Here is a 25811-nt window from a genome sequence, read left to right on the forward strand (position 1 = left end):
AAGGGCGTTACACTCGTAACACCGGTTACACCAGTTTTGGAGGGGGGCTAGACATGTGATCTCATGCTGCCTTTCCAAATTGGCTCTACAACACATTATTGGCCTCTAGTGAATCAAGATGGTCGGCGTGATTTCTGATCACCAGGTGGTGAGGACAGCTGATATGCAATGCCACTGGCTCGAGGTAGATTGACTACCTGACGACACGGCGGGAGAACATCATGGAAGCCCCCCCTTTGCTTGCGTCATTACTCAAGCTCATGAATGAAAACCAACCGGCGCAGGGGCAGCTATCGAGGAGCTGTCAAACTGGGTGGAGCAAAGAGGATCTACAGAAGTGGCACAGAACATCAGAGGGGCATTAGAAACCTTGGATGGAATGCAGGATTCATCACCCTTGCCCTCGCCTCACTGGCGGCAGAAGGTCGAACGAAGAAGTAACGATTCTGTGCTGCTTTGCCCCACGGGGATGCCACGAAAAAGTGGGCAGAAGGAAGCGCCGCGTATGCCCACGTGTATGCCCAACCGAAGCACCACCAAGCAGACCCAACAAATATAGGCCTCTCACTGCCCAGTTCAAACGACGCCGGGCCAATACAATCAAAAAACCCCCAGACCGAAAGACCTGGGGCTTTTTTACGAGCGCCACTTTAACGCTTCTGCAACGCCTCCAACCGCGCCGGCAGGTCTTCCTTGGGAAAGCGCTTATGCAGCGCCAGCAGCTGTTCATCGGCCGCTTTGGTTTCTCCAGCCCGGCGCAGCTCCACGATCTCCTGCAGCCCCTGCTCCAACGATGGCAGCGCAACCGACGCACGCTTGCTGAGTTTCGCGGCCGGCTCATCCGCCATTGCGCCGGCCGCCTCAGCCTGAACCGGCGGTGCGGCAGCCATGCGGGTCATGGGTGCGGGCACTGAATACGCTTGGACCACTGGGCGCGCTGCTTGCGGGTGGGGCGCGGAGAAGGTCGCGGTGGAGATCTCCGGTTGCGGCACGGGTGAGCGCATCACCACGCCGATCATCAGCGCCACGCCGGCGACGGTGGCGAAAGCCATCTGCCAGCGCGGCTGGCGGCAGGCGTTCAGCCAGCGTTGCCACAGGCTCGGCGGCGGTGTTGGGGCTTCGCGGCGGGCGGTGGCGAGGATGAAGGCGTCGAGGGACGCGGGCGGCTCGCCCAGGCTGTGTTGACGAAAATGCTGGAGCAGCGCGTCGTCGGGCGTCTGTCGTGGGTCGGTCATGCGGGTATCTCCTCGGCCAGCAGGCGGCGCAGTTTCTGCTGGGCGTAGCGCAGGCGGCTTTTGACGGTTTCCAGCGGGGCACCGGTGAGGGCGGCGATTTGCGGCACTTCGAGGTCGCCGTGCAGGCGCAGCAGGAAGACTTCGCGCTGGTCTTCGGGCAAGTCTTGCAACGCCGCGTCGAGGCGCGCCTGGTCGCGGCTCAGGCTCAGTTGCTGCTCGGGGCCGGCGCTGTCGTCGGGCTGGGCGTGCAGTTGCTCATCGTAGCTGTCGTGCAGCGGGTTGTGGATACCGTGCTTGCGCCAGTGATCGATCAAGCGGTTGCGGGCAATCTGGAACAACCACGTCCGAAAGCTCGCCCGACCTTGTGGCTGAGTGGTGCTGCGGATCAAGCTAAGCCAGGTCTCCTGGTACACCTCTTCGGCCAGTTCGACCTTGTTGCTCAGGGACACCAGAAACCGGTACAAGCCTTGGCGATGGCGCGCGTACAAAAGCTCGAACGCGGCGCCGTCACCGGCTCGGTAGCGGGCCAGCAGCGCTTCGTCGCTGGGTGAATCATCGGGTACGGCCATGTAGTGGGCGAACTCCTTTCTTACAATCGAAATCGTTCTAAATGTGGGAGCGGGCTTGCTCGCGAATGCGCAGTGTCAGTTAACAGATATACCGACTGATCCACCGCTTTCGCGAGCAAGCCCGCTCCCACATTGAGTGTCGTTAATGCTTAAGACTCTGCGCCAGCTCCACCAGTTGCACGAACTCGTTGCGCAGCCCGAACGGGTCATCGCCTCGGGCCGAGCGGGCCAGTGCGGCGGTGTCCTGCAAACTCATGCTGCCAGTGTAGCGGCCATCGCCCTTGAGCTGTTGGGCGAAGGCAGCCACAGCTGCCGAGAAGCGCAGGTCGTCGCTGGCCTTGGTCGCTTGGTTGCCGATGGGCCGCTCAATTAATTGGCTGTCACCGCCCGCCGCAGGCTTGTAGCGCACGCGCAGCATCGCCAACTCAGCCGGTTTGTTTTCAGCCACTGGCGCAGCGGCGTAGCGCAACGGTTCCAGCCAGCCTTTCTGGCCCGTCGGGACAATTTCGTACAACGCCGTCACGGTATGCCCTGCGCCGATCTCGCCGGCATCCACCTTGTCGTTGTTGAAATCCTCACGTTTCAAGGCGCGGTTTTCATAGCCCAGCAGTCGGTACTCGCTGACCTGGGCCGGGTTGAATTCCACCTGCAATTTCACATCCCGCGCCACGACGGCCAGGGTTGAACTGAGCTGGTCGACGAGTACTTTTCGCGCTTCGCGCAGGTTGTCGATGTAGGCGTAGTTACCATCGCCCGCGTCGGCCAATTGCTCCATCAGGTGTTCGTTATAGTTATCCACACCAAAGCCCAGGGTGGTCAGCGACACGCCGCTTTTACGCTGCTCGGCCGCCATCTGCTTGAGGCTGTCGAAGTCGCTGATGCCCACGTTGAAGTCACCGTCAGTGGCCAGCAGGATGCGGTTGATGCCTTTGTCGATAAAGCCTGCGCGGGCCATCTGGTAGGCCAGTTCGATGCCGGATGCGCCGGCCGTTGAGCCGCCCGCCGTGAGTTGGTCGATGGCATTGCGCAGCTTGGCTTTTTCGCGGCCAGACGTGGGTTCGAGCACTACGCGGGACTCACCGGCATACACCACCAGCGACACGCGGTCTTGGTCGCGGAGCTGGTCCACCAGTAACTTCAGGGTGCTTTTCACCAGGGGCAAGCCTTCGCGGCGGTCCATGGAACCGGACACATCCACCAAAAAAACCAGGTTGGCCGGCGCCAACTCCGCGACGGTGCGGTCGGACGCCTTGATGCCGATGCGCAGCAGCTGAGTGTGCGGGTTCCACGGTGTGGCGGCGATCTCTGTGGTCACGCCAAACGGCGAGCCGTCGGTGGGGCGTGCGTAGTCGTAGGGGAAGTAATTGACCATTTCCTCCAATCGCACAGCACCTTCAGGCGGTAGACGGCCTTGGTTGAGGAAGCGTCTTACGTTGGCATAGCTGCCGGTGTCGACATCGACACTGAAGGTCGAGACGGGGGTTTCGGCCACGCGGTGCACCGGGTTGTCCGGCAGGTTTGCGTAGCGCTCGCGGGGTTCGCTGCGGTAGGCCATCGCCGCTGAATCCTGACTGACCATGCGCATGGCCATTGGCGCCGGCATCGGCATGCGTTTGCTCAGCGCACCCTGTACCGGCGCGCGTTGCAGTTCGGCGACAGGTGCAGCGTGCTCAGGCTTGGCGGCATCACGCGAAGAAGACAACCCACAACCGGCCAACGCGACCAGCAACGTAACGGTAAAGCCATGGGCAGCAGGGCGCAGGAAAAGCAGCGGACGGGACATGGCTGAACCTCGTGAATGAATGATCCGTTCACAAGGTCAGACGCAAGGTGTGGAGGGTTCGGGTTAAACCGGAGTCGGATAACACCTCGATCACTGTGCATCTGTGTAGACGCTGGCTTGCCTGCGATAGCAAACGCCTCGGTTTTTCAGTTAAACCGAGGTGACGCTATCGCAGGCAAGCCAGCTCCCACATTGGATCTGCAGTGTTTTCCGTACCCGGATCAGTCGGTGCCGTACTTCGGGTTACGCGGCCCGTACAGAATCCCGGTGCGTTGCCCCGCCGACAGCAGGCGCGCACTGGTGATGCCGGCAATCGGGTGCGCGGCGTCGGTGGAGCTGTTGATCACCTGCTTGACCGCCGCCGTGATCAGCATGCCCACCAGGCCGCCGCCATTGTTGTTGCCTTCCTCGCTCGACGCCCGCGCCGAGCCGGTCCACAGCGTGGTGCCGGTGCGCAGGTCGACCAGTTTGGCCGAGGCCGTCACCGAGGTGTCGCTGGAGATCAGCATGTACTTGGTGCCGTACTCACTGACGGTGATGTACAGCGCCGCATCCGCACCAAAGATGTCATGCAGCTTGGCCGGTGCCACACCCTGGATGTCGTTGGCGGTGGTCAGGCCGTTCTGGCGGAAGGTTTCGTCCACCAGGGCAATCGGCAACACGTAGTAGCCCGCTTCGGCCAGCGGGTAAGTCACCTGCGACACCATGCTGTAGGACGCTTGCACCTCCGGCGACTCATTGATCGGCGGCAGTACCAGGATCGACTTCGGCCGCGCCTGTTTGTATGCCGTGTAATCGATGGTCTTGGGCGCTGCGCAACCGCCGAGCAAGGCCAGGGCCAGCAAGGCGCCCGTGAGTTTTAACAGGCTCATTTGGTGGCGACTCCGGTCTTGGCGTTTTTCAGCAGAAAGTCCATGTAGGAAGCAGACTCGGGGAACAGTGCCTTCTCGGTGCGAAATTCCTGCACCATCTGGTCATCCTTGCCCATGGTCATGTACAGCATGCCCAGGTGGGCGTGGTAACCCGGCGGCGCCTTGCGGCCACTGGCGTTGATCTTTTGCAGATCGCGCTCCAGCGCCTCAACCTGCGCTTCCTTGGGCTCGCCCTTGAAGTACTCATAAACCTGCGGCTGGTAGCTTTCCCACTGATACAGGGGTTGGGGCGCCGTTTGGCACCCGGCGACCGTCGCGATTGTTGTCAGCATCAGCGCCAACTTCACTGCCTTGCTCATCCGCGTACTGCTCCTTGAGGTGCTGCTGATCAGTTGCGCGGGTTCCAGGCGCCGGCGTTGATGCCGTCGACGAGGCGGTTGATGGCTTCGCGCATGGCCAGGTCCAGGACCTTGCCATTAAGGGTGGAGTCGTAGCTGGCGGTGCCGCCAAAGCCGATGACTTCACGGTTGGACAGCGCGTATTCACCGGCGCCCTGGGTGGAATACACCACTTCGGAAGTGCTGATGTTGACGATGTTCAGCGCGACTTTGGCGTAAGCCACTTGGGTTTTGCCACGGCCGAGAATGCCGAACAGCTGGCGGTCGCCGGTCTCTTTGCGGCCGAACTCGGTCACATCGCCGGTCACTACGTAGTCAGCACCTTTAAGCTTTTGTACGGTGCCTTTGATCGCGGCTTCCTGGGAGATTTCGCCCATGTTGTCGCGGTCCAGCACGCTGAAGCGGTTGGTCTGCTGCAAGTGGGTGATCAGGATGGTCTTGGCCTGGCCACCGAGGCGGTCGACGCCATCGGAGAAGATGCCGCGCATGTAGCTGGAGCGGTTATCGAACTTGCCCACGGCAATCGGCACACGCACGCCGGAGTAGGCGACGTTGGCGCTGGCGACTTGCTCCACCGGCATCGCGCGGTTGCTCTCCGTGGCGCAACCGGCCACGGTCAGCAGCGCTGCGGCGGTGAGGCCAGACAGCAGGATTTTGGACAGTGTTTTCACAGGGTGCTCCTAGGGTGAGAGGTCCGCGGTTGCAGCGGGTGAACCCGCGGGAGGGACTGTTGTGTACGTCAACTACGCGGTCGCGGCGATCAGAACTTGCTGAAAAAACGCGCGACCTTGCCCAGCACCTCAACATCAAACGTGTCGGGCCAGCAGGTAGGTGTCTTGGCAAGGATGACCGGCGCGCAGCGGTCCGACTGGAAAGTGCAGCCAGCCATCAGGCAGGTGACGGGGAGAAAAACAGAAGTGCGCATTGCTTGATTCGTCCTTGAAAAATGCGATGTAGCCAGTGCCGCGGCATTTTACGGGGTTGCCCGATGTACTCAAGCGGTTTTGCCGCCACAGTGAAGTTCGCCGCCCAACGGCAGCCTGCTAAGCTGCGCGCCCACCTCAAGTTACACAGCCACCGGTCGAGACACTGGCTTGGCTTGCTCATTAAATAGGGATATTGCGTGTTGAACACCCTCCTGAGGGCTGCGGCCCTGATCGCGACGCTGTCGATGACCGGCTGCGTCTCCTACACCGTCACCGGCCCCATCGGTGCCCCGCTCCACCCGGCTGCCGCCAGCAGCCCGCGCAGTGCACAAATCGCTGACGTGACGGTGAACGCCGCCGACGTCAACGAGGCCAACAAAACTGCGATCAGCCGCTCGCTCACGGCCCAGCTCAACCAGTACGTGCGCGCGGCAGGTTACTTCAAGCAGGTCACCGAGTACCCCACGCGCCTGGAAGAAAACGACGTGGTGCTCAAATTCAACATGACCTCGCTCAAGGGCCATCGCGCGCCGCACCCGGCCTACATACCCGGCGCACTGCTGACGCTGACGATCTGGATCTGGGTCAACGGGCCGATCTACGTCGACAGCTTCGACGTGGCCGGCAACCTGGTGATCGTCGACCGCAACGGCAAAGAACTGGCCACGGCCGAGCAAGCGCTCAAGTTCGAACACAACGTCGGTCTGTATGGCGGCGAATACTGGGCACCGTCGATGGGCGCCCAGCAGCTGAACAAACTGGTCGCGCAACTGCTCGACACCGCTACCGCCAAACTGGCCAAACCCTGAATTCAAGGAGCAACACATGAAAGGATTGATCAAGCACAGCCTGGTCCTCGTCGCGATCTTGCTGAGCGGCTGCGTGTCCTACTCGCAACACGAACTGCCACCGGTGCAGACCTGGCCGCCGACCGCCAACGCGCCAGCGCAGAAACCCAGCGCATTCGTGCGCACCACAGCGCTGAACCAGGTCAACGGCGGCCCCGCCAACGCCGCCGCCGGCGCCCCGGCAGCGCTGTGGGAAAAAGCTGTGGCGGATGCCTTCCGCCAGTCCAACCGCTTTGCGCGGGTAAGCACTGACAAAGTGGACTCGGACATTTACGCCGACGCCAAGCTGTATAACAACGAACAGTTCAGCATGGCCTCGGCGATCATTACCGGTGTCACCTTTTTCATTATTCCGTCCACGGCGAAAAACACCTTCACGATGGAAACGGTGTTCAAGGACAAGGACGGCAAAGAATTGGGCCGGGTCAGCAAAAGCGAATCCGTGCGCACCTGGATGCACCTGGTGCTGATCCTGGGCATCCCGTTCCAGGCGAACACGGGTGAAGTGGTTGAAGCGCTGACGCGCAGCACACTGGACGAGGCGGTGCAGCGCAAGCTGTTCTGACAGCAGAACGCGCCCGCGTACTCAAATCCACATGCGGGAACGGGCTTGCTGGCGAAGGCGGTGTTTCAGTCACCTCAAGTATCGACTGATCTACCGCTATCGCGGGCAAGCCCGCTCCCACAGGGTTAAGGTGTTGGCTTAGAACGCATACCGCGCCTTGAGCATTACGCCATCGGCGTCAAACCCGCTGCGCGCCTGGCGGGTGTAGCTGGCGCCCACGGTAAAGTCCGACACCTGGTAGTTCACGCCCACGCTGGCTTCATAACTGTCACGCGCCACCGAAGCGCCGGTGACGGTGAATGGCGAGCCACCCGCCACGAAGCTGGAGGTTTGCGCGACGCGATCGCCCATCAGGTCGTGATAGGCCATCAGGGTTGCTTCCGGTTGCAGCTTGCCAGCACCCATCGGCAGGTTGCCTGCCAACCGCAGGCCGGCGCCCAGCTCACCCACTTCATAGCGTTGCGAGCGGGTGCTCAGCGCTGCCGAAGAGCCCTTCTCGTCGTAGCCATCCATGCGCACGTTGGCATAACGCGCCGCCACGCGCGGCTCGATCACCACCGCCTGCGACGGCTTGAAGCTATAACCGCCGATCACGCTGGCCGCCAATACATTACTGTCGTAGCTGCCCTTGGCCGTGGTGCCTGCCACATGGCGCTTGCTGTCGTTGTCGTTGTGGCCGTAGCTGAGGCTGCCGTCGACAAACCAGTTTTGCAGCGCCCAGTTGCCATACAGCGACAGCGCGTGGCCCTCGACGTCAGTCTTGTTGCCCAGGTCGGAATGGATGTTGGAGTTGAGGTAGCTGTAGGCCACGCCCAAGCGGGTGGTGTCGTTCAAGCGACCGTCCACACCCACCGCCATGCCGCTGCTGTTGGCCGAGTAGCCGTTGTTGCCGCCACGGCCGTCCTGGTCCATGTTGCTGCTCAGGCCCTGCACCCACACGCCACCGGTTTGATGGCCTTCGCGCTGATCAGTGAGGCGGTTGAAGATCGCGCCGTTGATCACGGTTTGACCCGACAAGGCCACATCCAGCGCGCCACGGTTGACGTCTGGCTTGAGCTGCTCGCTCACCTGAGCAAGCTGTTGCGCAGTACCGGCGTTGGCGAGGGACTGGAACACGGGGTCGTTCTGGTTCAGCCCGCCGAGCACCTCGTTCTTGAAGGTATTGACCGCCGTCGCCGCTGCGGCGGTGGCACCCGCACCGGTAAGTTCCTGCTGCACTTGCTGGTTGTCTTTAACTGCGACGACAGCCTTGACCGTTTGGGCATCCGCCGAGTAGCTGAGCACGTTGAGCAGCGATGAAGAACTGGCAACAGACAGCCCGTTGTTTTGCACGCTGCTGGCTTGCAGCAGTGTGTACTGGGTGCCGTTGTTGGTGCGCGTGAAGTCGCCAGGGTTGGCGCTCACGGTCAGCTTTGAGGCCTGGGCAAAATTGGCCGTGCCGTTGACCGTCAGGTACGGCGTGGTCGGCACCACGCTGTCGGCCAAGTGCATATCAATGCCCGCGCCGCTGGCGACGTTGAGGTCGCCAGTGATCGTGGTGCCCGGCGCAGAGAGGTTCAACGAACCGGCGTTGACCAAGACCGGCGCGATGATGCGCTGGCCGACGAAATCAGCCTGGCCCGCGACATTCACCGCGCTCAAGTTGAGCAGGTCGCCGGTGATTTTGCCGCCGGTCCAGTTCAGCGTGGCGAGGTTGGCGGCGTCGATGGCGGTGCCGGCGTTACTGCGGATCTCGCCGGCTTGCTGGTTGATTTCAAAAGGCGAGGTTTGGTACCGCGCGTCCACCAGGATCGCCGTGCTGTCGGCCTTGATCAGGCCACGGTTGACGATGCCGCGCGCGCCCGTCTGTGGGTTCAAGGTAAAGGTCGCGCCCCGCAGGCTGACAGCGACCGCGTTGGCGCCATTGGCTTCGAGGGTGCCGGTGTTGAGCAGATAGTCGTAAGTACCGGAGTCGAACCGCACCGCTCTGGCAAGGCCGCCATTGACCGTCACCAACCCGCTGTTTTCAATGCGCAGGTCACTGGTGTCGGTTTCAACCTCAATGCCCAGCGCCTCTTCACCGGTGACGCGAATAGTGCCGGAGTTGAGAATCTTGCCGCCGACGGTCACCGGCAAATTGTTGTGGGTGTCCAGGATCAGGCCGAAGCCGTAGTAGGACGTCACGTCCACCAGGCCGGAGTTGACGACATCGCCGCCTACGGTGGTGCCGTTGAGGTAGATCCCCTCGCCATCGCTCTCGGGACCGGAACCCGGCACGTCGACGGTGATGATGGTGCCAGTGTTGATCACGTTGCCGCCGACGGTGGCGGCGCCTACCTCAAACCCTTCGGCCCAGGTCTGGTTGGTCAGCCTGATCACACCGGACTGAACCACATCGCCGGTGATAATGCCGCCACGGGCTCTGAGATCTGAGTCAATCGCACCATCCACCACGAACCCGCGAATGTTGAGGCCACTGCCATCGATGGTGTAGTCGGCGCGGTTGATCAGCGAGCCCTGAATATCGGTCTCGGCAACACTCGCCCCATCGACATAACGCTGGGTGGCCACCACATTGCGCGAACCGACCAAGGTCACAGGCTCGTTGAACACCTGGCCTTTCCACGTGTTCTGGCCGCTGCTGACGTCAAATTCCACCGCAGCAACGTGCGCGGCGCCTGCGCTGACCATCAACGCCAACAGGGTTTTCTGGAACGGCTTACGCTTCATTTCAAACTCCATGAACTACAGTCAAAGCCGCCAATAAGCCCGGCGGCCGTAGGTGTGCTGAGCGAAGGATCACTTGATCCGAGTGCATGCTCCCAAGGTGCTTTCCTGAAACGCAGGCGCGAGCAAACGCACCGCAGCCGGTGGTGGCAGAAAAGGGGTTGGGGAGGTGAGGTTCACATTAATCCTTAATGTATTTTGAAAACGCTGCAGTCCATGCAGCCCGACCGGTTGCGGGTGGGCGGGGTAAAGACCCGGGCTTGAGGGAGATGGTTCCTTTTGCGGTCGGACGCTTCCCGAAACGACTGGGGATTTGCGTAATACCCGTGAGCAGACGGCGGGAAGCGTTGGCGTCGGTGGGGGTTGGGGATAGGACGCAGGGGTTTGAGTCAGGGCGTTGATGCCTTGCGTGGGTTTGGGTGCGAGGCTTATAGTCCGGCCCGTCGCCCAACAAGGGCGATCGGATTTGGCGATCCGTTGACCGTATGCGAAAGCTTTCTGCTTGCTTGCAGGGGCTTCCGTACCCGCATCGCTGCTTTATGGCAGCTGTGCGTGGGAGACCTTCGGGTCTGCCGGAACTCGGTCCCGGTTCGCCAACCTGCGTACAGCTGTCACCCATTCGTTTGGCGACGATAGGTGACTGCTTCACTCTACTGACCGAGGTTTCACCATGAACCAATACATGCCCCTGACGGGTCACGACAGTACCGTCCCCGCTCTGCTCATCGACACCTGTGCGCCCCTCGACGTGCTCCACGACGCCGCCGTGTACCGGATTCGAGCCGTCACGCAACTGTTGGAAAACCTGGCCTTTCGCGAACAGCTCAGCAGCGATGCCGTGGTGCTTCAAGACTTCGCGCAATTGTTGGCCATTCCGTTGCGCGATGGGTGTGATTTGCTGGATGTCATCAGTCGTAGACTCAATGCCGATCCATCTTGAGTGAAAGCCGGGCGGCTTAGACGTCGCCCGTTTTGTATGTGGGTGGTAGAGAAGAAAATCACTCCAACGAGATTAAATAAATCTGCGGCTTTTTCCTTCTTGGGAGATTGGGCCGGAAGACTCGCACATGTAAGATCGAGGTCTTTCGCATCAAATAGATGCTGATTACAGAAACGACAAGGAGGGTTGTTACACGATGAAATTACTCACACTCACCGCAAGCGCACTGCTTCTAATAGGGTGCACCAGCTACGATAAGACGAACCTGCGTAACGAAGCTGAAGCGGCCAAGTACGATCCGACTACCAGCGCGCGCATCCGCATCTATTCTGCACCGGAAAAGTACGCCATCTATGTCCCCGGTAAAACCTGTGAGGCCTACTACAACCATCCAGAAAATGGTCGCTTACAGGGAAGCATTGCTACTCGCGCCCATGATCCCAAACAAAGCTACATCCTCTGGCGCACCGCCGACCTACTTGGCATGAAGGCCGAGGACTACCAAAACCGCGTGATCGGCATGCCCGCCACCGCGCACACCGAAGCAGTGAAAACCGACCGGCTGGGCTACGACGAATTCGTCATCCCCGCCCACCAGCCAGTTCTGGTCGACATCGGGTATAAATCCGAAAACGGTTACTGCTACCCACCTACCATCCAGTTCGTCCCAGAGGCCGGAAAGGATTACGAAGCAAGCATCGAATTCCACAAGCAGAATTTCTACTCCGCCAAGTGTTCTATCGAGCTGGTAACACTCAGCGGCGCCGGCTCCTTCCAGGAAACCCAGCCCGTTTCAACCAACATCTGCCGCCCTGATCGCGACGGGCACTACTCCACCGTCGCGCCTTGAGCTGAGGGAAATAGGGGACAGACCCTGAGGGGAATAGGGGTCAGACCACTATTCCTCTATTCTTTTAACTGACACTTTTCGGGCGTCCTGACACGCCCTGCGAAACTCTTTTACCTAACGCCTGCGCGATCTCGGACGCAAACTTCTGATCGCCCAAAACGTAATTTCCGTTTGTAGAAGATCGAATTTGTTCTATCAGCCCAGGTGAAAGTCGTTCATTGAATATAGACCGGTAAGCTTCGGCTCGTTGCGCGGTGCCGCTACCTAATTCGTTATAAACCGCATGCGGGCTTATAAAGCCTGACAGCTCGCCCTGTGCGTTTGCCCTATAGCTGGTCCAGCGATAGTCGCCCGGATGAGCAACCATACCGGCTCTAACAGGGTTTATTTCGATATATCGATAGCAAGCTAAAACATAGTTGTCTTGTTGAACCAAACAGCAGCGGAAACGGCCTTCCCACAACGTGCCCGTTCGTTGATATGTTCGATTGACATATTGAACGTAGCGCTGCCCCAGCCCCTTCATAAGCAGGCTGGCCCCTGCGCAGCAGCTGGGAGTCAACAACAAATGAACATGATTTGTCATCAAGCACAATGCGTGAACTTTACAGCCATACAATTCAGCAAGCACGGCTAATGTATCAATGTAAAAAATATAGTCTTCATCTGAATAAAAACACGCAGACCGATTGTTTCCCCGCTGAATAATATGCAACGGGATATCCGGCAGTAACACTCTAGGACGGCGAGCCATATAAACCCCTAACTGGATAGGAGCTTACAGCTTAGCCGCCCTTCAACAGGCCAACAGACTGGAATAATTACAAAAAATAAATCATGTTTTTAAAGAGCAACTCTGCTGAACTTTAAAAAACAAAATCGTGGTCTGACCCCTATTTCCTCCCAAAGACTCAAGATCAGATGCACTGGGAAGCTTTCCATAAGGGTTTGCGGCGTTCGCGTTGATGAAAATTTTTCCACCTGGCTCAACTACTCTAGTTGCTTCCGGCAAATAATCCATCATAGAGAAGGTACCTCCCGCTTCTTTTGGAATGAATGGATTGCTAGCAACAATCTCTCCCACTGAGTCGTCTTTAAAAGGTAGCTGCCTTGCATCCGCGCGGATACCAGACTGAATATCCGCACTTATATCAACGTTTATGGCTCCCGGTGTTTGCGCATTTTTCCCACCAAACAAATCAACTGTAGGCTTCACAGCAGAACCAGCTGCTTCTCCTATGTCTTTTGCACCAACTCAAATTTTCCCTTTGAGGTGATTTCGCCACGGTACTAGCAAACCGTCCAGCAGGACTCGATCAATAACACCGTCCTCAATAGCGCCAACATAAGTAGTATCTAACTGAAACTCAAAGGAAAGACTTTCATTTTCAGATAGTTTTTTTACGGCGCCTACCAGCGCCTCTACGTCATCTAGGTTTTTTGAGTCCATCTCAATAGGAAGTAGGTTTGGCGGCAAAGCCGAATAAATTTCCAAAATCCCACCTACTACTTCCGTACCACTCTCGTCTATCTCGTCAATAAAGCTTGGCGGAGTAACGCTCCATATTCTTGACGCAGCAACCTCACTCACAAGCTGCTGCACATTAGATCTAATAGACTGGTCCAAATCCTGAGCCACGTAAAAAATTAACTTTTGCTTCGCAAGCTCTAGCGGTATGGAATGCATTAATCAGCTCCTTTTTTCGGAGGGTATGCCGGGAGAGCTGACCCTGGACCGCCCGGATTATATCTAAATCCTCCTGGCATATGCGCGTCCAAATGCCGTGTATCAGGCAGGGGCACAGTAAGTGGCGAACCCTGAACATGATGCATAGGTATTCTCTCACCCTTTAGCCCTGCATCTTCAGGAAAAACTTTAACCCATGCATCATCGACCTTCGGAGTCTTCCCTTTAGCAATCGCGGCCCGATTTTCAGTACTTAAGATTTGGCCATATCCAAGGTCATCCCAGTTATCACGTAGTACTCTCCAGTCTGCGGCATTTGTACGAACAACACCTGTCCGAGTCGTACCAGAAGTAACCACAGGCGCGGGAGGCACGACTTCACCTGCCGCTTTTGCACCTTCGGCAACTCGTGCAGCCGCCGCTGCGTCGGCTGTGGCAGCGACTTCCTTCGCTGCCAGACTGCCAAAGCCTCCCACACCTAACGCCGTACCGCCAGCCGTTGCGGCACCAAAGGGCAATTCAACTGCTGTTAATGACAGTTCGGTACAAACAGCTGGGTTCATCGCACAGGAATTTAACAATGCAGGACCGAGCAGCACTGCTCCGGCTAAAGCTCCAACACCCGCCACGGTATAAGCAAGTGTTTCGCGACGTTCAGCATACATTTGAGCCGAGCACGCATCCGCGCTCATTCCTGCACAGTTTTGCTCCTTGTATCGCTCGTCTTCAGCCTTGACGTGCTCTCCGGCCTTTTGTTCAAGTGTTTTACCCTCAGATAACGCAATACCTATATCACCCATCGAGTTGTTCTCAACTGCATTATTGCCAGCCTTTGCACCGGCAATTGCACCGCTCAGGTCACCTCCCGCAAGTCCGCCTGCCAACCCCGACGCCAATGTCGAAAGCGCCGATACGGTCTGTCTCTGCTCCTCGCTCAAATTCTCAGTTTTAATATCCGGATACAACCGCGCCGCAATCAACTCCCCCGTACCGGCTCCTGCGGCACCGGCAACCGCCGAGTTTCCTTGGGCTTGTGCAACCACAGCACCCAATACCACGTGGGCCATGATTCGGGCGGTATCGTTACCCTGCGTTGATTGCTTGATGAGGTTCGCCAGATAGGGCGCCGACGCACCCGTAAGGGCTGAGCCGATGTCACCCCCTACCAGTCCTTGCAAAGCTGCCGTCACCGCTTGGGCGGCGCGTTGATAATCGCCCCCAGTTCCGTACGGCTGCATCACAGTACGGGTCACCTGTGCGGCGATCTCTTTCTCCGTCGGCTGGGTATTGCCCTCACGGATAAGCTTGTCTCGCGCAGCCGCTACCGCTTCAGGATCTTTTTGAGCGTTGGCCGCGTTAATGGCACCTTGCGTGCGAACGATGTCCGATGCCTGAGTACCAATATCCGCAATCAACTGCACCTGCCGCAGGCGCTTCTGCTCTTTCTCCTTATCAAAAATGGGGCTGATGCTGCCGTTGGCGTGTTCAACATCGTGGCTCAGCGTTGCCACGTCCTGCTGCTGTTTGGCAGGGTCGCGAATGTCTAGGGTGCCGTTGGAAATGGCCGATGACGTGGTGCCGCTGTCACTGTCGCCATGATTGAACGCGATCAAGCTACCGGAAGGCATATTGCTGATGAAGGCGTTCGCACTGCTTGCGCCACTGCTGACGCTGGCGCTCTGCAACTGGCTTGTGTAGTCGGCTTTGTTCTTTAAAACGCTCCAGCCGAGGGTGCCGGTGCTCAGGCGGTTTTTGTCCGCTGTTGCAGTGCTGGCGATCACGCTGCCATCAAGTTGCGTGTGGTTGCCCACATCAATCTGATAGCCGCCCTTACCGCCGAACAGGCCGGTTTGCTCCTGCACGCTTTTATAGTTGGAGTCGATCTTGCTCTTGCTGATGCTGAGCGAACCACTGCCCGTCATGGTGCCAAACGTGAAACTTGCGCCACCGCTGACATCGGTTTGTTTGGACTTGTAGTCATCGGTGTCTTGCAGGCTTTGCAGCATAAGATCGCGGCCTACCGCGGCCTTGATCTGATCTGCACTGACCTGTGCACCTTTGAGGACGGTGTCTCGCCCACTGATCAGGCTGACTTGCTTGCCCGCATCCAGCGTCGTTTCCGTCCAGGTTGTGCCATTGCCTTTCTCACTGCCGGTGCCCTTGTTGGCATTGGCGAAGATGCTAAGGCCAGCACCATTGGAACTCGCCCCAAAGCTAAGGCCTACGGCCCCGCCGCCACTGCTGTTCTTGCCATCGAGTTTTTGTGTGTTGGCGGCTGCTTCCAGGCGGATATCACGCTCTGCTGCCAACAGCATTTCATTACCGGCCTGGAGCTTGCTGCCCTGAACGCGGATGTCTCCATCTGCGCCAGGCGTGCCGTTACCGGCGGCTACAATACTGAGGTTATTGCCACTGGTGAGGCTGCTACCTTGGCTTGCCGTCTGCTCCTGGGTCTGTTTGGAGCTGGATTTTTGCGAGCCGAGCGAGATGGCGATGCCGACAAATTCCGCGGCGTTAGCGCCGGTCATGCCACCATTCTGCTGCGCCGCCTGCCACGCTTGCACCCCCGTCAACCCCGCCTTCACACCTTGCAGCGCCGAGAGGCGGCCGTCGTCCTCGCTCTTGGCTTGCTTGGCGGTCTTATAAGCAGAGTCCACCGCGCTACCCACGGTGCCGGACAACGCCAGGGTCAAACCACTGGTTTTGCTCTTGGAGATCTGCTCGCTACGGTTGTTGTTCTCGGAAGCCAGGATGCTGACATTTTGCCCAACCAGGCTGATGTCCTTACCGGCAACCACGTCAGAACCGCGTATGGTCAGGTCTTTGCCAGCCTGAATATCCACACTGCCCAGCACACTGCCGATGTTGCTGGCCCGGGTGGTTTCGGTGCTGCTGGTGAAGGTGTTCTGGTTGCTGCTTGAGCCCAACGTCACGCCGATGCCGCCGCTGCTCATCAAGCCCGATTTTTTGGTCGAGGACGAATGGCTTTGTTCAAAGGTTTCCGTCGCCCCATCAATCACCACATTGCGCCCGGCAATCAGGCTGGTGGCGTTGGTGGAAACCACATCGCTGGCGGTAGTACCAATGTCACGGCCAGCACGCACGACCACGGTATCAGCGCTGATGGAAGAGCCCTGCTGGCTGATCTGGTTACTGCTGTCGATGCGCGTTTTCTGGGTGCTGGACAGCAACCCTTTGCTGGTTTTGGTTTTGCGGTAATAGCTGTAGTCGCTGTCTTGCGCAGCGTTCAGCGCCAGGTCATTGCCTGCGTACAGGTAGGCTTCCTTGCCGGCACTCGCACGGCTGGCGCTGACCACGAGGTCGTTGCCGGCACTGAGGGAGAGGTTCTCACCGGCAACCAACGATGTGCCGACTTGCTGAACGTGGTCTTCCTGGCTGGTGACCTTCTTGGAATTAAACGCCGAATGCTGTTCATTCGCCGCCGACGCCAGGTTCACATTGCCCTTGGCCACCAGCGCCAGATCACGCGTGGCATTCAACTGGCTGCCGATGGCGCTGATATCGCGCGCAGCCACCACCTGGAAGTCGCGCCCGGCTTCGATCACGGTGCCGTACTGGTTTGCGCTGCTGCTGCGCATGTTGGTGCTGACGGTGTTGGCATTGCGCTGTTCGGCGGTGGCCAGGTTTACATCGCGCCCGGCTTGAACGCCCAGGTCGGCGCCGCTTTTGAAGGCGCCGCCGGTGCTGTTGACGTCGCGCCCGGCTTGCAGGGTGAGGGTGTTGGCGGCTTCGATGCGGGCGGCGTTGTCGACGAAGTCGGTGCGCTCGGTGCGGTAGCCGCTGCTGCTTTGGTGGCTGGTGACGGTGCGCTCGTTGAGTACATCGCCATTCACTGCGCTGACGCTGACGTCGCGCCCGGCGATGATGCCGCCGGCGCGGTTGGTGAGGTTGTTGCCGGCGAGCAGGTCGAGGCGGTTGCCGGCTTGCACGAGGCCGCTGTTGACCATGTTGCGCCCGGCGCTGGCAGCCAGGTTGTTGGTGGCGCGCAGGGTGCCGACGTTGTTGAGGTCGGCGCCACTGACCAGGTTCAGGTCGCTGCCGGTGATGAGTGCGCCGTTGGGCGCCAGGCGGTTGTTGGCCTGGGCCAGGTAGAGCACGGGCACCAGCACTTGCTGGCCAGCGACGGTGGCGTTTTCCATCCACACGATGTCGTGGGTCAGGGCCGCGACTTGCTCGGCGGTGAGGCTCACGCCTACGGCCAGGTTAAGCGCTTGTTTGGTGCCGATGGCGTTGTCCATCAGGTACTTGAACATCGAGGCGTCGCTGGTCTGGCCATCGATGAAGCGCTGGCCGGTACGCGCGATCACGGCTTGCTGGATCAGGCGTTGTTCATACAGGCCGTCACCCAGGCGCTTTTGGGCCTGGTCTGGGTCGTAGCCCAGTTTGGACAGCATGTAATCAGAGCTTAAAAACTGGCTGAGGTTGGTCAGCAGCGGGTTGGTTTCGATCAGGTATTTCTGTGGGTTGGAGACGAACTGGCTGTCTGGCAGGCCTTGCACACGGTTGATCACCACGCCGTCGGCCGAGGTGCCGCTGCCGGGTACGACCGGGCCGGTAACCGGCGTGCGGTCTACACCGCCGCCGCCGAGGGTCCAGCCTTGCGGGCCGGTACTGGCCGGCGCGCTGGCGCTTTCGCCACTGAGGCGGAACAGCCCGCCCTGCCCGCTGGGCAAGGTGAAGCCGGGCAGGCTCAGCGGGTTGATCTGCTGTTGGGCGAGGTCAGGCGGCAGTTGCTGGTTAAGGGTGACGCGCGTCGAGTAACCGGCTGCGCCACTGGCGCCCGTGGCATCTGTCGCGGTTTTGGCGCCCGCACCCACATAGGTGTAGCCCGGACGCACCACGGTGTTATCGATATTGTTCTGGGTTATTACATTGGCCGCGCCGCCGGCTTGGATGATACCGGCGTAACGTTGGTCGCCCGTAGCAATTTTGGTGACGCGGCGCAGCGAGACGCTTTCCTGTTCAGTGGTGCCGATGAAAGCGGCCATGGCTGCTTCCAGGCCACCCAGATCATTGGGGTTGTAGGCGGCGCCGCCAACCGAGTACTTGCGGTTGAAGTCTGCCGCCAACGCATACCAGTCACTCGCGTCGCGGGTGCGCTTGGAGCGGAACAAGCGCCAGGTTTCGGTTTCGCCAGTCTCGATGCCGGTGTTGGTCAAGTTGTTGACCGTGATGTTAATCATACCGGCGGCGCCGATGCTGCTGCTTGAATTAAGCAACTGGCCGCCGGTAAGGGTGATGTTTTTTCCCGCACTGATGAGCGATGCCGCACTGGCCTGGAGTACTTCCAGCTTGTCGCGCTGCACAACCTCCCACAAGTGGTTGACCTTCGGGCCTTCGCAGTCGCCAGCGTACTCGGCGCCACGTCGGCAGGGCATTTCGGTGATCGAAGCGGTATAAATGCCGCCGTCGTTGGTTGTCAGCACCGCGCGCTCGTTTCGCATCACTGCCGCTGCCAGACTCAGGTCACCATCACTCTGTATGCTCGACGAGCTATTGATGATGCTGCTGGCCAGGCCGCCCTTGCCGTCACGGTCGACGCTCAGGTTGCCCATGCTGTAGAGGTCGGCGTAGCTGTTGTTCAACGCGTCGACACGCAGGCTCATGTCGCCGCCGCTGAAGATCAGGCCGTGGTCGTTGAGTAACGCACCGGTGGTAGCGGTCAGTCGCTGGCCACTGCCCAGGGTCGCGTAGTTGTTGATCGCGCCCGCGTTAAGCACCAGGTCGGTGGCGGCGGTGATGCGCCCGCGGTTGTTGAGCGTGCCAGCGATGTTGGCGGTAGTGATGCCGCCGCCGGCGATGCTTGCCGTGTCGCTCAGGGTGGCCTGTGCCGCGCTGAGGTTGAGGTCGCCGAGGCTGCTGATGCGCCCGCTGCTGTTAAGGGCGCCGCTCAACGTCAGGTCGAGCGTGCCGTCGCTGGCGATCAGGCCTTGGGTGTTCCAGTTGGCGCCGCTGCCGATGAAGCGTCGTGCGCCGAGCAGTTGGCCGGTGGCGGTCTGGTCGAGGGTGTCGACGTTGACTGTCAGTTGCCCGGCCTGGATCACGCTGCTGTTGGTCCAGTGGCCCTGGCTAATGGTCAGGTCGCCACGGGTGACCAGGCTGCCGCCCACGTCGTTGAGGTTGGCGGGGGCAATGCCGAAGTTGCCGGTGCCCACGTGCAGTACGTTGCCGCCCAGGTTCTGCAGGCTGCCGGCGTTGAGCGTCAGGTCGTTGTTAGCGGTTTCGAGCACACCGTTGCGGTTGTCGAACAGGCCACCGATGGCGAATTCGGTGGTGCCCGCCGTGCCCAGGGCACGCAGGCGCCCGGTCTGGTTGTCGAGGCTGGCAGCGCGCACCTTGAGGGTGCTTTCGCTTTCGATGATGCCCAGGCGGTTGTTAAGTGCGCCGCTCAGGTCCAGGTCGATCTGTTGACCGGCAATCTGGCCGTCGTTGTCGCCGCTGTTATCAACGTCATGCCCGACCACGCGCATCAGGCCTTTGGCATAGAGCCCGCCGTTGCGGTTGTCGAAATTGCCGGTGGTCACCAGTGCGTTGCCGCCCTGCGCCGCGATGCGCCCGCCATAGTTGTCTACGCTGCCGGCTTGCAGGTTGAGGCTTTGCCCCTGCATCACGCCGCCCTGACGGTTGTTGTTGAGGTCATAACCGTTGCGCAGCACACCGACCACACGGGTTTGCAGTGCGGCCTTGAGGCTGGCAAGGGTGCCGCCACGGTTGTCGAGGCTGGCGGCGTTGACACTCAAATCGCCCGCCTGGGCGATCAGTTTGCCGCTCTGGTTGTCCAGCGCGTCGGCCACGTCGACGGTCATGCCGCCCTGGCTTTGCACGGTGCCTTTGCCATTCTCCACGCGGTTGGCCGTGAGGCTGAGGTCGGCGTTCTGGCTGTAGATCAAGCCGTCGTTGCCGTTCTGCACCAGGCCGCTGGCGGTGAGGCTCAAGCGGTCGTTGGCGGCCAGGGTGCCACGGTTGCGGTTATCCAGGCCGCCAGTCAGCAGGGTCAACAAACCTTGGCTGGCGATCTGGCCGCCCTGGTTGTTGATCTGCGCGGCACGGCTGATCAGCAACGGACCACCGCTGGCCAACTTCCCATTGGTGTTGGTCAGGGTCGCGAGCAGGTCGAGGGTGGTGGCGGTGCCGCCGCTGATGCTGCCGGCGCTGTTGTCCAGGCTTTGCGCGTTCAGGTTCAGGGCTGCGCCGCTGTCGATCACGCCGCCCTGGGCGTTGTTGAGCAAACCGCCCACGTCGAGACGTTGGCCGGCGGCGCTGGAGAGTACGCCCGTGTTGCTGTTGTCCAGCTCGGCGGCGGTCACGTACAGCGCTTTTTGACTCACCAGCGCACCCGCTCCGCTGTTGAGCAGGCTGGCGGTCAGCGTGGCATTAAGGTCGCCATAACGGCTCGACAAGGTGCCGTTGTTGCGGTTATCGAGGTTGGTACCGCTGACGGTCAGGCCCTGCCAGCCGGACATCAAGCCGTTCTGGTTGATCAGGTTTGTGGCATTGAGCAGCAGCAGGTTATTGCTGATCAGCTTGCCGTTGCTGTTGTTCAACGTGCGACCGCTGAGGTTCAGGGTTTGCGCGCTGGAGAGTTCGCCACCGCCGTTGCTCAGGTCACGCAGATGGTTGATGGTCAGATTGCCGGCGGTGGTGATCAGGCCCCCGGTGTTGTTCAGGTCGCCGGTGGCGTTGCCGAAGTCCAGGGCAATTGCGCTGCCCAGCAGTGAGCCATTCTGGTTATCCAGCTCGGCGCTGTTGAGTGTCAGGGCAGCGCCTGCGTTGAGCAGGCCTTGGTCGCGATTGGTCAGGCGGCCATCAATGTTGAGTACGGTGTCGCCACGGCTGGTGAGTGTGCCGCCGCTGTTGTCGAGGCTGGCGGCGTGCGCGTCGACCGACGCTGCGGCGATCATGCCTTTGACGTTTGCCAGGGCCTGGCCGATGCGCAAGGTCAGCGCGGTATTGCTCAGCAGTTTGCCGCCGCTGTTGTCCAGGTTGTCGGCGGTGAGTGTGAACGCCTGGCTGCTGGAAATCTCGCCGCCCTGGTTATGCACATCCTTGAGGTTGTTGAGCATCAGCAGCGGCGCGTTGATCAGTCCGCCCTGGTTATTGAGCTGACCACGGTTGAGGTCCAGGGTCAGGGCCTCGGCGCTGGTGATCTGGCCGCCTTGCTGGTTGTTCAAGTCGGCGGTGGTGATCTGCGCGGCCTGGCGTGCGCTCAGGGTGCCTTTTTGGCTGTTGTCGAGACTCGCGCTGTTGAGGATCAGGCGGGCGTCAGTCACCAGCCGCCCGCCCTGGTTGTCTACCGCGCCAAAGGCGTTGAGGGTCAGCGGGCCGGCGCTGGACAGCGTACCGCCGTTGTTGGCCACGTTGCGCGCCGTGACGCTCAACAGCCCTTCGCTGCTGATCAGGCCCTGGTTGCGGTTGAGCAATTGATCGACAGTCAGGCCTGCGCCGCTGCCGGCAATCACCAGCCCGCCATCGCTGTTATCCAGTTGCGTACCGGTGACCTGCACGCCCGCACGGCTGGACAGCTCGCCGTTGCGGTTGTCGATGTTGGCGACAGTGACCTGCACACCCTCGACGCCGGCGACCAAGCCTTTTTCACGGTTGTCCAGGCTGTTACCGGCCACGCTGACCAAGCCTTGGCTGGTGACCAGACCGCCCTGGTTGTTCAGGCTGCCGACGTTAAGGCTCAACGCCTTACCCGCCGTGACCAGCCCCGCGACGTTGTCGAGGGTGGTGACCGTCAGCGCTGCGGTGTCCAGGCTGGAGACTTCGCCGCCCTGGTTATGCAACTCACCGACAACCGCGGTCAGCGGACCGTTGCTGGTGACCAGCCCACCTTGGGTGTTCTGCAGGCGATCGGCCGTGAGGGCCAAACCGGCATTGCTCAGAATGCGGCCTTTGTTCTGGTTGTCGACCGTGCCTACCGTAATCTGCGTGCGCTGTTTTGCACTCAGGGTGCCGCCCTGGTTGTTCAGGGTCTGGGCATCGACGCTCAACGTACGGCTGGCGATGACATTGGTGCCGGTGTTGTTGACGGTCTTGCCGCGCAGGCTGACGTCGCCCGCCGCGTTGCGGGTGTTATCAGCGTTGACGCCCGCTTCGATAATGTCGCTGTTGGTCAACGTGCCGCCGCTGGACAGCGCAATGCGGTCACGGGCGGCCAGGCTTTGGCGGTTGGTCAGATCACCTTGGGTTTGCACGTCCAGTGCCGTGCCGGCGTACACCGGCCCCTTGGCATCCAGGCTCGCGGCCTTGACGTTGACCGCGCCGCTGGCGGCGGTCTGCGCCATGCTCAAATGCCCATTGGCATCAAGCTGAATATCCCCGCCACTGGCTGCCAGCGTGCCGTCGAGCTTCACGCCCACGCCGGCTTCGGTGCCCACCAGTTTGATCGCGCCTGCGTACATGCCGCCCAGCGCGCTGGAGTCGATGGCCAGCTCGGGTTTGGCGCTGCCGTCGTCGGCGCGTGCGGTGGTTTTCAGGCTTTTGGCATCGACGTCGTTGCGCCCGGCGATTACGGCCAGCTCGCGTGCGTTGATCTGGGCGTTGATCTTGGCCGAGCGGGTGATGATTTCGAAGCGGTCGACGTTACTGGCGTTCAGGCCCTCGCCGTCGATGGTCACGGCGCCGCCGTCGACTTGGTAGTGGTCCAAACGGCCGACGTTGTCCATCACCGGTTTGCCGGTGGTCAGGGTCACGTTGGGCGTGTTGATAAAACCGCAGCCACTGCACGTGATGCCGTACGGGTTGGCGACGATGACCTTGGCCGACTGGCCCGCCACTTCGGTGTAGCCGCGCAGCTGGCTGGGGCTGCCGCCGTTGACTTCGTTGAGAATGACGTTGGCGGCGCCGCCCTTGAGGTTCGGGTTGCCGACGATGTAGCCGCCGAGCTGAGTGTTCTGCACCGCGCCGGTGGCGTTGTTGAGGATCACGCCGTTGGGGCCGACGTTGTAGTCCTTGAACTGGTTATGGGACAAGCCACTGCCATTGGGCGCAGCGATGTTCACCACCGGCACGCCATTGCCGGCCTGGCCGACGCTGGTGGCCGGGTTGCTGACCACAATGCCTTCGGCCTGGGCGAGCAACGGCTGCCAGAACAGCGCGTTGGCCAGAATCAGCACCAGGCCGCGCTTGGGCAGGCCAAGGAACGCGTCCCGGCGCTTCAGGGCAGCAGAAGGTTGGCGGGCCAGAAAGGCAAAGTGGCGAACATCCATTTTCAGATTCTCGTTGCAGCAGGGCGTTGAATTACAGGAAGAAATCCATGCGGAAGTAGATCGGTGCTTCGCGCTCCGTCACGACCCCAGGCCTTTCTAACGAGTGAGCAAACGTCACGCTGGTGCTGACGTATTTGCCCCGGGCGAACAGCTCCACGGAGTTGCTTGAAACGCGGCCGTGGTAGTCGTCGTTGTAACGGTCGTTGCGGATCACGCCTTGGTCGTAACCCAGGCTGGTGCCGTATTCGGCGAAGGCCGGGCGCAGCCATTCCAACGTGACCGGGCGGGCCCAGCGCACTTCATTGCGCCAGTAGCCACCGCTGTCGCCGGACAGTTGCTGATCCTTGAAACCGCGTACCGAAGAAGAGCCGCCGAGGCTGATGCGTTGCGGCGAGAACAGCACGTCTTCGCTGCGTTGCCCGGTGGCCAAGCTGGTAAAGCTGAACGACTCGCCCCACAGGCTGAACGGCTGCAGATAACTGACGGTGGCAGTGTATTTGCGGTAATCGGGAGTGGCCGTGAGGTGCCCGTACTGATCGCGATGCTGGTCGTCGCGCTGGGCGTCAAATGCACCGATGCCGTTCTGCACGCCCAGGTCAACGTTGACGAAGGCATTGCCGATGCGCCGGCCGTGGTTGATGCCAAATTGCAGTTCGCTGAGGCGGTTACTGCTGGTTTCGAGGTGGGCGTCGTTTATGTAGTTGTTGGTGCGCAGGTGAGCCAGACCGACGTTGACTGAGGTCTTGCTCACGTCATCGCGGTGAATCACGCGCTCTGCGCGCAGTTGGTGGTTTTCGTTATCGCCCGACTGCTTGAACTTGAAGGTGTCGGTGTAACCCAGCGCGCGGTAATCGCTCTCGCTGTAGGTGTAGCTGAAGTTCCACCAGCCCCACGGCACGTTGTAGTAGAGCATGGTGTTTTTCGACGTTTTCTGGTGGTCGCTGATCGCGTCATGACCACCGCGCAGCACCAGTTGGTCGGCCAGCCCCAGCGGGCTGTCCCACTCCAGGCCCGCGCCCCATTGCTGCTCGCCGGTGCTTCTTTGCCCGTCGTTATTGCGCGACAGGCTGGCGCGCCACGGCTTTTGCGCGGTGTTCTTGACCACCACGTCGCTGCCGCCCACGTCTTTGCCGGGGGTCAGTTCCATTTGTGCCTGTTTGGACGGCAGACGGTTGAGCTGGTCGACCAGTTGCTCGACCTCGCGCAGGTTCAGCGCCTCGCCGACCTTGCCGGGAAAGGCCATGGCCAGCTCGCGATCGGTCACGTTGCTGCCTTCGGCGCTTCTCAAGGCTTCGAGCTTGCCCTCGACCACCAGCACTTGCAGGTGGCCGCTGGACAGGTCCTGTTGCGGCAGGTAGGCACGGCTGGTGACGCGGCCTTTGGCGATGTAATAGTCGGTGATGACTTTAAGCAGCTCATTGAGCTGCGAGACGCCCAGGCATTGGCCCACATAGGGTTTGAGCAACAGCGTGCGGTCGGCAGCGGACAGGCTGTCGGCGCCCTTGAGCTCGATGTCTTTGATCGGGAAACAGCGGGTGTCAGCGGGCGTCGCCGGGGCTTGGGGCTTGGCCTCTTTGCCGGGCAGGTCCTGGAGTTCTTGCAGGCGCCGGCCCTGCTCTTCGAGCAGGCGATTTTGCCGGTCGCGGATCAAGTCTTGATCCCCTGGCGTGGGAGCGGCTGTGGCGCTGTTCAGGCCCAGGCAGGCGAGCAGGAAAGCGCACAGCAAATACCGAGTCCGTGGCAATAACAAAGACATGTTCGATCCATCGAAAATCAAGGGGCGGCAAACTAACATCGAACTCGCGCTAGCCCAAGAAGCTGGACTTGTCGAACATTCGTACTTATTGCAACCGCAACATATTGATTAATAACAACAAATAATCATAAAACGGCGACAGCGCTTGTTGTTGAAACTTTTATTCCGACAAGCGGCCACTGTTTTTGATAACCCTTGGGCAAACAACCCAGCAGATGCCATTATTTAGCCATCAATTAAATGCCGAGTTAGGTTAGTGCAGAGGAATACAGAAAAGTTCGCGGATGCTTTGTGAATTGGATCCCATTTATCGGATTAGTCTGGGATACGCCGCTTGTGGCGAGCGGGCTTGCCCCGCGTTGGGGCGCGAAGCGTCCCCGAGTCAGTGTCGCCGCGTTACGTCAGGAACATCGTGCGTCAGGTTTGGGGCTGCTTCGCAGCCCA

The 25811-nt window shown here is 60.2% G+C and carries 17 protein-coding genes and 1 pseudogene; 5 read left to right on the plus strand and 13 right to left on the minus strand.

Annotated features, from left to right (window positions below; all coding sequences use genetic code 11):
* Nucleotides 1–221: 221 nt before the first annotated feature.
* Nucleotides 222–441 (plus strand): annotated as a pseudogene (locus AC19YS_RS05955) (hypothetical protein).
* 209 nt (nucleotides 442–650) lie between these two features.
* Here the strand turns inward: AC19YS_RS05955 and AC19YS_RS05960 are convergent.
* The 7 genes from AC19YS_RS05960 to AC19YS_RS05990 form a co-directional block, all read right to left on the minus strand.
* Nucleotides 651–1235 (minus strand): hypothetical protein, encoded by a 585-nt coding sequence (locus tag AC19YS_RS05960; RefSeq protein WP_500601181.1) that lies wholly within the window; start codon nucleotides 1233–1235, stop codon nucleotides 651–653.
* The gene (locus AC19YS_RS05965) at nucleotides 1232–1804 is read right to left on the minus strand and encodes an RNA polymerase sigma factor (protein WP_106577344.1); all 573 of its coding nucleotides are present in this window, start codon (nucleotides 1802–1804) and stop codon (nucleotides 1232–1234) included. The genes AC19YS_RS05960 and AC19YS_RS05965 overlap by 4 nt, the downstream gene beginning before the upstream one ends.
* Nucleotides 1805–1946: 142 nt before the next feature.
* Nucleotides 1947–3587: a vWA domain-containing protein gene (locus tag AC19YS_RS05970; protein ID WP_500601183.1), complete on the minus strand. Its 1641-nt coding sequence runs from the start codon at nucleotides 3585–3587 to the stop codon at nucleotides 1947–1949.
* Between the two features lie 221 nt (nucleotides 3588–3808).
* Complete coding sequence (locus AC19YS_RS05975; protein ID WP_106577342.1) at nucleotides 3809–4459, minus strand: DUF799 domain-containing protein; 651 nt, start codon at nucleotides 4457–4459, stop codon at nucleotides 3809–3811.
* Nucleotides 4456–4818 (minus strand): DUF4810 domain-containing protein, encoded by a 363-nt coding sequence (locus AC19YS_RS05980; protein ID WP_106577341.1) that lies wholly within the window; start codon nucleotides 4816–4818, stop codon nucleotides 4456–4458. Before AC19YS_RS05980 ends, AC19YS_RS05975 begins: the two co-directional genes overlap by 4 nt.
* 29 nt (nucleotides 4819–4847) lie before the next feature.
* Nucleotides 4848–5528 carry a CsgG/HfaB family protein gene (locus AC19YS_RS05985; RefSeq protein WP_010214228.1) on the minus strand — a complete coding sequence of 227 codons (681 nt, stop codon included), beginning with the start codon at nucleotides 5526–5528 and terminating at the stop codon, nucleotides 4848–4850.
* Between the two features lie 89 nt (nucleotides 5529–5617).
* Nucleotides 5618–5782: a hypothetical protein gene (locus AC19YS_RS05990; RefSeq protein ID WP_500601186.1), complete on the minus strand. Its 165-nt coding sequence runs from the start codon at nucleotides 5780–5782 to the stop codon at nucleotides 5618–5620.
* Between the two features lie 198 nt (nucleotides 5783–5980).
* Here AC19YS_RS05990 and AC19YS_RS05995 point away from each other — a divergent pair, with 198 nt between their 5' ends.
* Nucleotides 5981–6592 carry a hypothetical protein gene (locus AC19YS_RS05995; RefSeq protein WP_124416142.1) on the plus strand — a complete coding sequence of 204 codons (612 nt, stop codon included), beginning with the start codon at nucleotides 5981–5983 and terminating at the stop codon, nucleotides 6590–6592.
* 16 nt (nucleotides 6593–6608) lie between these two features.
* On the plus strand, nucleotides 6609–7196 hold the full coding sequence (locus AC19YS_RS06000) for a hypothetical protein (protein ID WP_200624217.1): 588 nt from the start codon (nucleotides 6609–6611) through the stop codon (nucleotides 7194–7196).
* A gap of 138 nt (nucleotides 7197–7334) precedes the next feature.
* On the opposite strand, the gene AC19YS_RS06005 is transcribed toward AC19YS_RS06000, so the two are convergent.
* Nucleotides 7335–9905 (minus strand): autotransporter family protein, encoded by a 2571-nt coding sequence (locus AC19YS_RS06005; protein WP_500601188.1) that lies wholly within the window; start codon nucleotides 9903–9905, stop codon nucleotides 7335–7337.
* A gap of 679 nt (nucleotides 9906–10584) precedes the next feature.
* Between AC19YS_RS06005 and AC19YS_RS06010 the strand changes: the two genes are divergently transcribed.
* Both AC19YS_RS06010 and AC19YS_RS06015 read left to right on the plus strand, forming a co-directional pair.
* A complete protein-coding gene (locus AC19YS_RS06010; protein WP_200624296.1) occupies nucleotides 10585–10842 on the plus strand; it encodes a hypothetical protein in 258 nt (85 codons plus the stop codon).
* A gap of 196 nt (nucleotides 10843–11038) precedes the next feature.
* Entirely contained in the window at nucleotides 11039–11692 is a 654-nt protein-coding gene (locus tag AC19YS_RS06015) for a hypothetical protein (protein WP_124416139.1), read from the plus strand.
* Between the two features lie 64 nt (nucleotides 11693–11756).
* Here AC19YS_RS06015 and AC19YS_RS06020 read toward each other — a convergent pair whose 3' ends face one another.
* The 5 genes from AC19YS_RS06020 to AC19YS_RS06040 form a co-directional block, all read right to left on the minus strand.
* The gene (locus AC19YS_RS06020; protein ID WP_200624215.1) at nucleotides 11757–12446 is read right to left on the minus strand and encodes a transposase; all 690 of its coding nucleotides are present in this window, start codon (nucleotides 12444–12446) and stop codon (nucleotides 11757–11759) included.
* A gap of 81 nt (nucleotides 12447–12527) precedes the next feature.
* Nucleotides 12528–12908, minus strand: coding sequence for a hypothetical protein (locus AC19YS_RS06025; protein WP_325167551.1), 381 nt, complete (start codon nucleotides 12906–12908; stop codon nucleotides 12528–12530).
* 39 nt (nucleotides 12909–12947) lie between these two features.
* Nucleotides 12948–13379, minus strand: a complete 432-nt coding sequence (locus AC19YS_RS06030; protein WP_200624214.1) for a hypothetical protein — start codon at nucleotides 13377–13379, stop codon at nucleotides 12948–12950.
* On the minus strand, nucleotides 13379–23611 hold the full coding sequence (locus AC19YS_RS06035) for a hemagglutinin repeat-containing protein (RefSeq protein ID WP_500601190.1): 10233 nt from the start codon (nucleotides 23609–23611) through the stop codon (nucleotides 13379–13381). The genes AC19YS_RS06030 and AC19YS_RS06035 overlap by 1 nt, the downstream gene beginning before the upstream one ends.
* A gap of 31 nt (nucleotides 23612–23642) precedes the next feature.
* On the minus strand, nucleotides 23643–25367 hold the full coding sequence (locus tag AC19YS_RS06040; RefSeq protein ID WP_500601191.1) for a ShlB/FhaC/HecB family hemolysin secretion/activation protein: 1725 nt from the start codon (nucleotides 25365–25367) through the stop codon (nucleotides 23643–23645).
* Between the last annotated feature and the right edge of the window lie 444 nt (nucleotides 25368–25811).

This window comes from Pseudomonas sp. MF08831 (assembly GCF_059862645.1).